This is a genomic window from Bartonella sp. ML70XJBT, assembly GCF_028618425.1.
Taxonomy (GTDB): Bacteria; Pseudomonadota; Alphaproteobacteria; order Rhizobiales; family Rhizobiaceae; genus Bartonella.
The window spans coordinates 1-6,611 of record NZ_JAQISX010000036.1 but is presented as its reverse complement, the minus strand read 5'-3'; the positions used below and the strand labels follow the sequence as shown (position 1 = coordinate 6,611).

Annotated in this window: 1 protein-coding gene and 1 pseudogene; both read right to left on the bottom strand. The window is 37.8% G+C overall.

Annotated features, from left to right (window positions below):
* Window positions 1-3,845, bottom strand: a pseudogene (locus PVV65_RS08755) (hypothetical protein); the annotation flags it as partial.
* Between the two features lie 439 nt (window positions 3,846-4,284).
* Window positions 4,285-6,611: Vomp family autotransporter (locus tag PVV65_RS08750; protein ID WP_273789899.1), on the bottom strand; the 2,327-nt coding region annotated here is incomplete at its 5' end.

Sequence of the window (6,611 nt, the reverse complement as noted above, 5' to 3'; positions counted from 1 at the left end):
AAAGCAGAGCCAACGTCATAATAGTTCACTTTTGCTACCTGACCATCTTCAACAATAGAAGATAAACTATATTTTAGTCCTTTAAAGGTACCATTCTCAAATGATGTATCTCCACCAAAATAATTCGCTATATCTCCAGATATTTTATTAATTTGGCTGCCATTGATTGCATCACGCGATCCTTCTGCAATTATACCAGCTTCTACATTATGGAGAGCAACTGGAGCTTGGTTATCACTCCCACCTAAAGTCACACTCTTATAATTGACAGTGCCATCTGTATTTTTATCGTAGAGGACAGCAGCAGCACTTGCCAAATTAATATCCTTAGAAATCTTCTCTATACTTTTATCAAGCTGGGCTTTATTAACAGCTTCATTGTGCGCAACAGCCGCCTTCACACCAGAAATAGTCCGGTCTTCACCCGATTTGTTTGTAATATTAATTACAGAACCACCTGTTGCCTTACCTATGGTGATGGTACCCTCATTGTCTTCTTGCTTAACGAGGCTGCTTTTTGTCACATCCGCAATCTGATTTTGGATATTCGTGATAGAATTATCAACAGCATTAAAAGTAGATTCAAAATTATCATGTGCTTTGCCTTGAATGGTGTAAGTGGGGGCCTTACCGTTAGATACGTCTGCACCACCACCAAAATACTTTGATATATTTTGAGAAATTTTTGCTAGATTATTCGTAACAGTAGTAACATTCTGATTGGTAGAAAAAAGTTGCGAACCATTTATGGCATCAGTTGAATCTTCTGTGATATCTCCATTGGCAAGAAACTTCAGTTTGCTCTTGCCTCTTTTGTCGCCTTTTCCATGAAGAGCTACAAATGCCTGATCATCATCGCTCCACAACAAAGCATCCCCTTTAACTTCTTGAGTAATATTCGTGATTTTTTCATTAACATCTTTGACCACATTCGTCAGATGCGTATTCACACTCTTCACGTTCGCATCAAGACCATCTAAAGCAGAGCCAACGTCATAATAGTTCACTTTTGCTACCTGACCATCTTCAACAATAGAAGATAAACTATATTTTAGTCCTTTAAAGGTACCATTCTCAAATGATGTATCTCCACCAAAATAATTCGCTATATCTCCAGATATTTTATTAATTTGGCTGCCATTGATTGCATCACGCGATCCTTCTGCAATTATACCAGCTTCTACATTATGGAGAGCAACTGGAGCTTGGTTATCACTCCCACCTAAAGTCACACTCTTATAATTGACAGTGCCATCTGTATTTTTATCGTAGAGGACAGCAGCAGCACTTGCCAAATTAATATCCTTAGAAATCTTCTCTATACTTTTATCAAGCTGGGCTTTATTAACAGCTTCATTGTGCGCAACAGCCGCCTTCACACCAGAAATAGTCCGGTCTTCACCCGATTTGTTTGTAATATTAATTACAGAACCACCTGTTGCCTTACCTATGGTGATGGTACCCTCATTGTCTTCTTGCTTAACGAGGCTGCTTTTTGTCACATCCGCAATCTGATTTTGGATATTCGTGATAGAATTATCAACAGCATTAAAAGTAGATTCAAAATTATCATGTGCTTTGCCTTGAATGGTGTAAGTGGGGGCCTTACCGTTAGATACGTCTGCACCACCACCAAAATACTTTGATATATTTTGAGAAATTTTTGCTAGATTATTCGTAACAGTAGTAACATTCTGATTGGTAGAAAAAAGTTGCGAACCATTTATGGCATCAGTTGAATCTTCTGTGATATCTCCATTGGCAAGAAACTTAATTTTGCTATTTGTTCTTCCCTCTCCATGCTGTGCTACAAATGCCTGCTCATCATCACTCCACAACAGAGAATTTTTAGAAAAACCATCAATTTTCTGAGTAAACTCATTGGCTACATGTGTTAAGCGGCTATTCACATTGTTGATATTTTCATCAAGCCCTGTCAAAGCAGAACCAACATTATTATGATCCTTAGATACTACACCATCTTCAGAAATCTGCGACAAATGATAGAGTGGACCGAACAAAGTACCTTCACTAAATTCCGCATTACCACCAAAAATGTTTGCTACATCTCGGGATATTTTTTCAATCTGGCTACCATTGATTGCATCATGCGACCCCTCTGCAATTATACCAGCTTGTACATTATGGAGTGCAACTGGTGCCGTAGTCTTATCACCACCTAAAGTCACACTATTATAATTGACAGTGCCATCTGTATTTTTATCGTAGAGGACAGCAAAGCTATTTGCTTCTTTAATGACCTTAATACTGTCCGTGATATCTGCAATTTCACCATCGAGTTGTTTTTTATTAACGGCTTCATCATCATTCTCTGCTGCTTTCACACCAGAAATAATCCGGTCTTTACCTGATTTATTTGTAATATTAATCTCTGCGCCTTCTATTTCCTTACCAATGGTGATACGATTTGTCTCTTCTTCTCGCTTAACAAGGCTATTACTTTTTATGGTGTCAACAATATCTGCAATCTGACCATCGAGTTGTTTTTTATTAACGGCTTCATCATCATTCTCTGCTGCCTTCACACCGGAAATTGTACGAGCATCACCTGATTTGTTTGTAACATTAATTACAGAACCACCTGTCTCTTTACCTATGGTGATCCTACCTGCTTCTCCCTCATCTTGCTTGACAAGACTATTTTTTACTATTTGATCTTTTGTCTCTTGTAGCTGTGCAAAATTCACTGCATCGGTATCTTCTTCCCCTGCCGCTACTCCTTTAATCGTTTTATCACCAGCATGAATGCCATTAACAGTTATGCTCGGCCCCTTACCACCTTCAAACCCAAAGCCAACAGCACTCATAATGCTTTCTCCTGCTGTGACAGTCATTACATTAATATCATCAGCTAAATCAAATTTGACATTATTATCTTTTTCACCTTTTGTAATCTTAAGGTTATTACTTTCTGTTGATAAATCTACCACGCTCGTTATACCAACCGTTGTAGCATCTTTCCCTCCAACAGATAGCTTCCAACCTTGGTCTACGTACAGTTCTAACGCTTTTATCTGTCCAACATTAGCAGCATCAGTAAATAGAGTACCAGCTGCTACCCCTTGAATCTGGCGTGATAGAGTATTCTTATGATCACCAACAGTCACTGCAGGTGCAGTACTTTTCCATGCGAAGTTGTCAGTATTTGCAGGACCTTTTCGCAAAGAACTATAACCTACCTCACCAGCAGGCGTTTTTGTTGCAGAACCATCTCCAAGAATAACATTTTTATATGCTCGCGTTTCAGGTTCAGTCCCTATAGCAATAACTCTATTACCATTAGCCCTTGCTCTTGAAGAGTCATCATTCACGAATGTATACTCCTCAATGTCATCTTGGTTATTATATTCGAAATCTATAGTGCTATTGCTAATCCCTAAAGCGCGAGCCATGGATCCTATAGCAACACTTTTCTTCTTTGTCGTATATGGCTTTGGATTTAAAACAACAGCATTTTTAGTCTTCTTATCTTTCTTTGAATCAGAAACCACAGCAATCCCCGCTGTAAAGATATTTTGCGCATTTTCCCTTATAGACCTTCCGTCGACTGTTAAAACATTTATGACAGAATTATAACCACCCATACCACTGTTATCATCACTATAAGGAGAAAGAATAGTTTGCGGATAAACCACAGCAGTATTCTTTACACTTTCAAGAGATACTTTTGTTAAATCAAGTTTTGCTGAAAAAACAGGAGAACCATTTGATAAAAATAAGACCACCGTAGTGCCCAATAAAACTCTTTTAAAAAACGAGGTCCTATCATGTGAACGAGAAAATTTTAAATCACATGCCGTTTGTGTTGTATATAATTTTTTCATAATACCCCCCTCATAATAATACTTTTTAAACACAAAAGACACATTCTAGAGTTTTAAAGCTCTGTCTTTTCTTTGCGTATTTGTGCTTTTACAGCGTGTTTTTAGACTATAAATAAAACAAGATATAAGCTGTTATTGCTCATCACCTTTAAGGGGAATTAGGAGTCTATTTGTGAAAGTCAATGTGAGAACCAAAAAAAAGTGATTTTCATGATTAAATACGTTTTAGTTTTTATCAAATATGACGCATCGTTTGTTTAATTGTACCCTCTGTGAAGTTGGCATAATCTTTATGCTTATGGATTATCCTTTTAAGAGACGGTTTATTGTTCACGGATAAGATTTTTCACTTCATTAAAAGGATTTTAAGGCTCTTAACTGGAATGCCCCTGCTTCATCAAAGCAAGGGCAAAGAGTGTGTTTAAGAAAAGTTTTCAGATCAGTTCAGAGTCATATTGAATCCCGCACCTATACCCCAGTGTCCACCAGAATTGGTAACAGATACGTTAGACAGAACAGATCCGCTTTCAGATGTATAACCAGCACCAAAGGCAAATGCAGATTTATTACGCCATAAGCCGGTACCAAATCCAACACTTAATTTTCCAGGTGTTTCATTATAGCGTAAGTTCGCCACTGCTATACCAATAGCTGCCGCTTGTCTTGCTTCCTTTCTCACCCCCTCAATGCTGTAATTTAAAGCATCAAACTTCATATCCGTATAAGATTTCGCTTCATTAATAACATCACCCATTTGGTGATTGATAATGTCATTGAAACGCTCATCCGTATATTTTTGTGCCTTATCAAGAACTATATCTATCTTCTGGTTTGTCTCCCAAAGTTGGCTACCATTCACAGCTTGTTTTGAATCTTTTGATAAGTCACCTGCCGCTACATTGTCTAACACTACCGGATCACTTTCACTCACACCAGCTAATGTGACTTTATTTATTTTATCACCCTTGTCATTTTTATCATACTTAACCGCGTCATTCGTAACCGTATTTTCAATATTTTTTATCTGTTGATCAATATTATCTACACGTTTTTCAACTTTGGTAACCCTGTTATTTGTCTCAAAAAGTTGGCTACCATTAACGGCTTCTTTTGAATCTTTGGATAAATCACCATCCGCTACATGTTTAATCTTACTTGGCGTTCCATTGTGATGCGCGTCATAGGCTTTTTCTTCTTCGTTCCAACTTAAACCACTCGATGAGACATCCTTAGCAACATTATTGATATGCTCATTGATATTTTTCATGCTTTCACTAACACCTTCAAACGCACTTGCAACATCATGATAATCCTTCTTGTTATCACCATTCCCATCATTCTTGAATTGCAAAACAGAGAATGTAGGCTCTTTCCATTGCCCATTTTGATAGCCTGCACCACCACCAAAATATGCAGAAAGTGAATGGATCACAGAATAAAGCTGAGAACCATTGATTGCATCAGTAGATTCAGCAGTAATGTCTCCAGCTTTAAGGTGCATAATCTTGCTCTCTGCTTTTTTATCACCTTCGCCATGCTGAGCTACAAATGCCCCATCACTCTCGCTCCACAACAAAGCATCACTTTTTGTTTTATTAATTTCCTTGCTAACTTCATTAGTGATTTTATTCTGAATATTCGTGAAAGATGTACCAACCGCAGACAGTGCTTTTTCTACAGTATCGTAACTTTCTTCACCTGCTGTACCATCCTCATTAACTGTCTTAAGTGTAAAAGTAGGTGCTTTCCATTCGCCATTCTCATCATAACCAGCGCCATCACTCAAATATGCGGCAAGATTATTACTCATCGAATAAAGTTGAGAACCATTAACTGCATCCGTTGATTCAGCCGTAATGTCTCCATTTAAAAGGTACTTAAGCTTGCTCTTTGCTTTTTCTTCACCATGCTGAGCAACAAATGCATTATCACTCTCACTCCACAATAAAGCATCGCCTTTAACTTGTTGTGTAATATGCGTTATATTTTGTGTAAGCTCATTATATTTATTTGTTATTTCGTTATTTACATCTTTTATACTTGTATCAAGCTGACCTTTATTAACGGCCTCATTGCTGTTCTTTGCATCTGCCACACCAGAAATGATCCGACTTGCACCACTTGCATTGGCAATATTGATTTCTGTGCCTTCTGTTTTAGCACCAATCATGAGACGATTTGTTTCCTTATCCTGCTGAATAAAACTCTCACCCTCCACTTTGGTAATCGCATTATTAATCTGGTTGGTAATCTCATTGGTGATTTTATTCTGAACATTCGTAATAGAACTACCAACGCTTGCCAAAGCTTTTGCTACATCTGGATAAGCTTCATCTTTTTCCTCACCATCGGTGTTAACAGTTTTAAGCGTAAAAGTTGGAGCAGTCCATTCGCCATTTTCATATTTCGCATCGCCTCCAAAAGTTTTAGCTATCTTCGTAGCAGCAGTTTGGAGATTATTTGATACAGTTCCTACATTTTGATTTGTCGCAAAAAGTTGTGAGCCATTGATCGCATCAGTTGAGTCTTCGGTAATGTCACCATTTGCAAGAAATTTGATCTTGCTCTTTGCTCTTCCCTCTCCATGCTGAGCACTAAAGGCTTTATCAGTTTCGCTCCACAATAAAGAATCACCTTTAACATTGGTAATTTCTTTATTAATTTGGTTGCTAATCTCATTTTTAACATTCGTGATAGAAGTACCAACCCCAGTTAAAGCACTCGCTACATCAGGATAAACCTGATCTTTAGATCCGCCATCAGCAT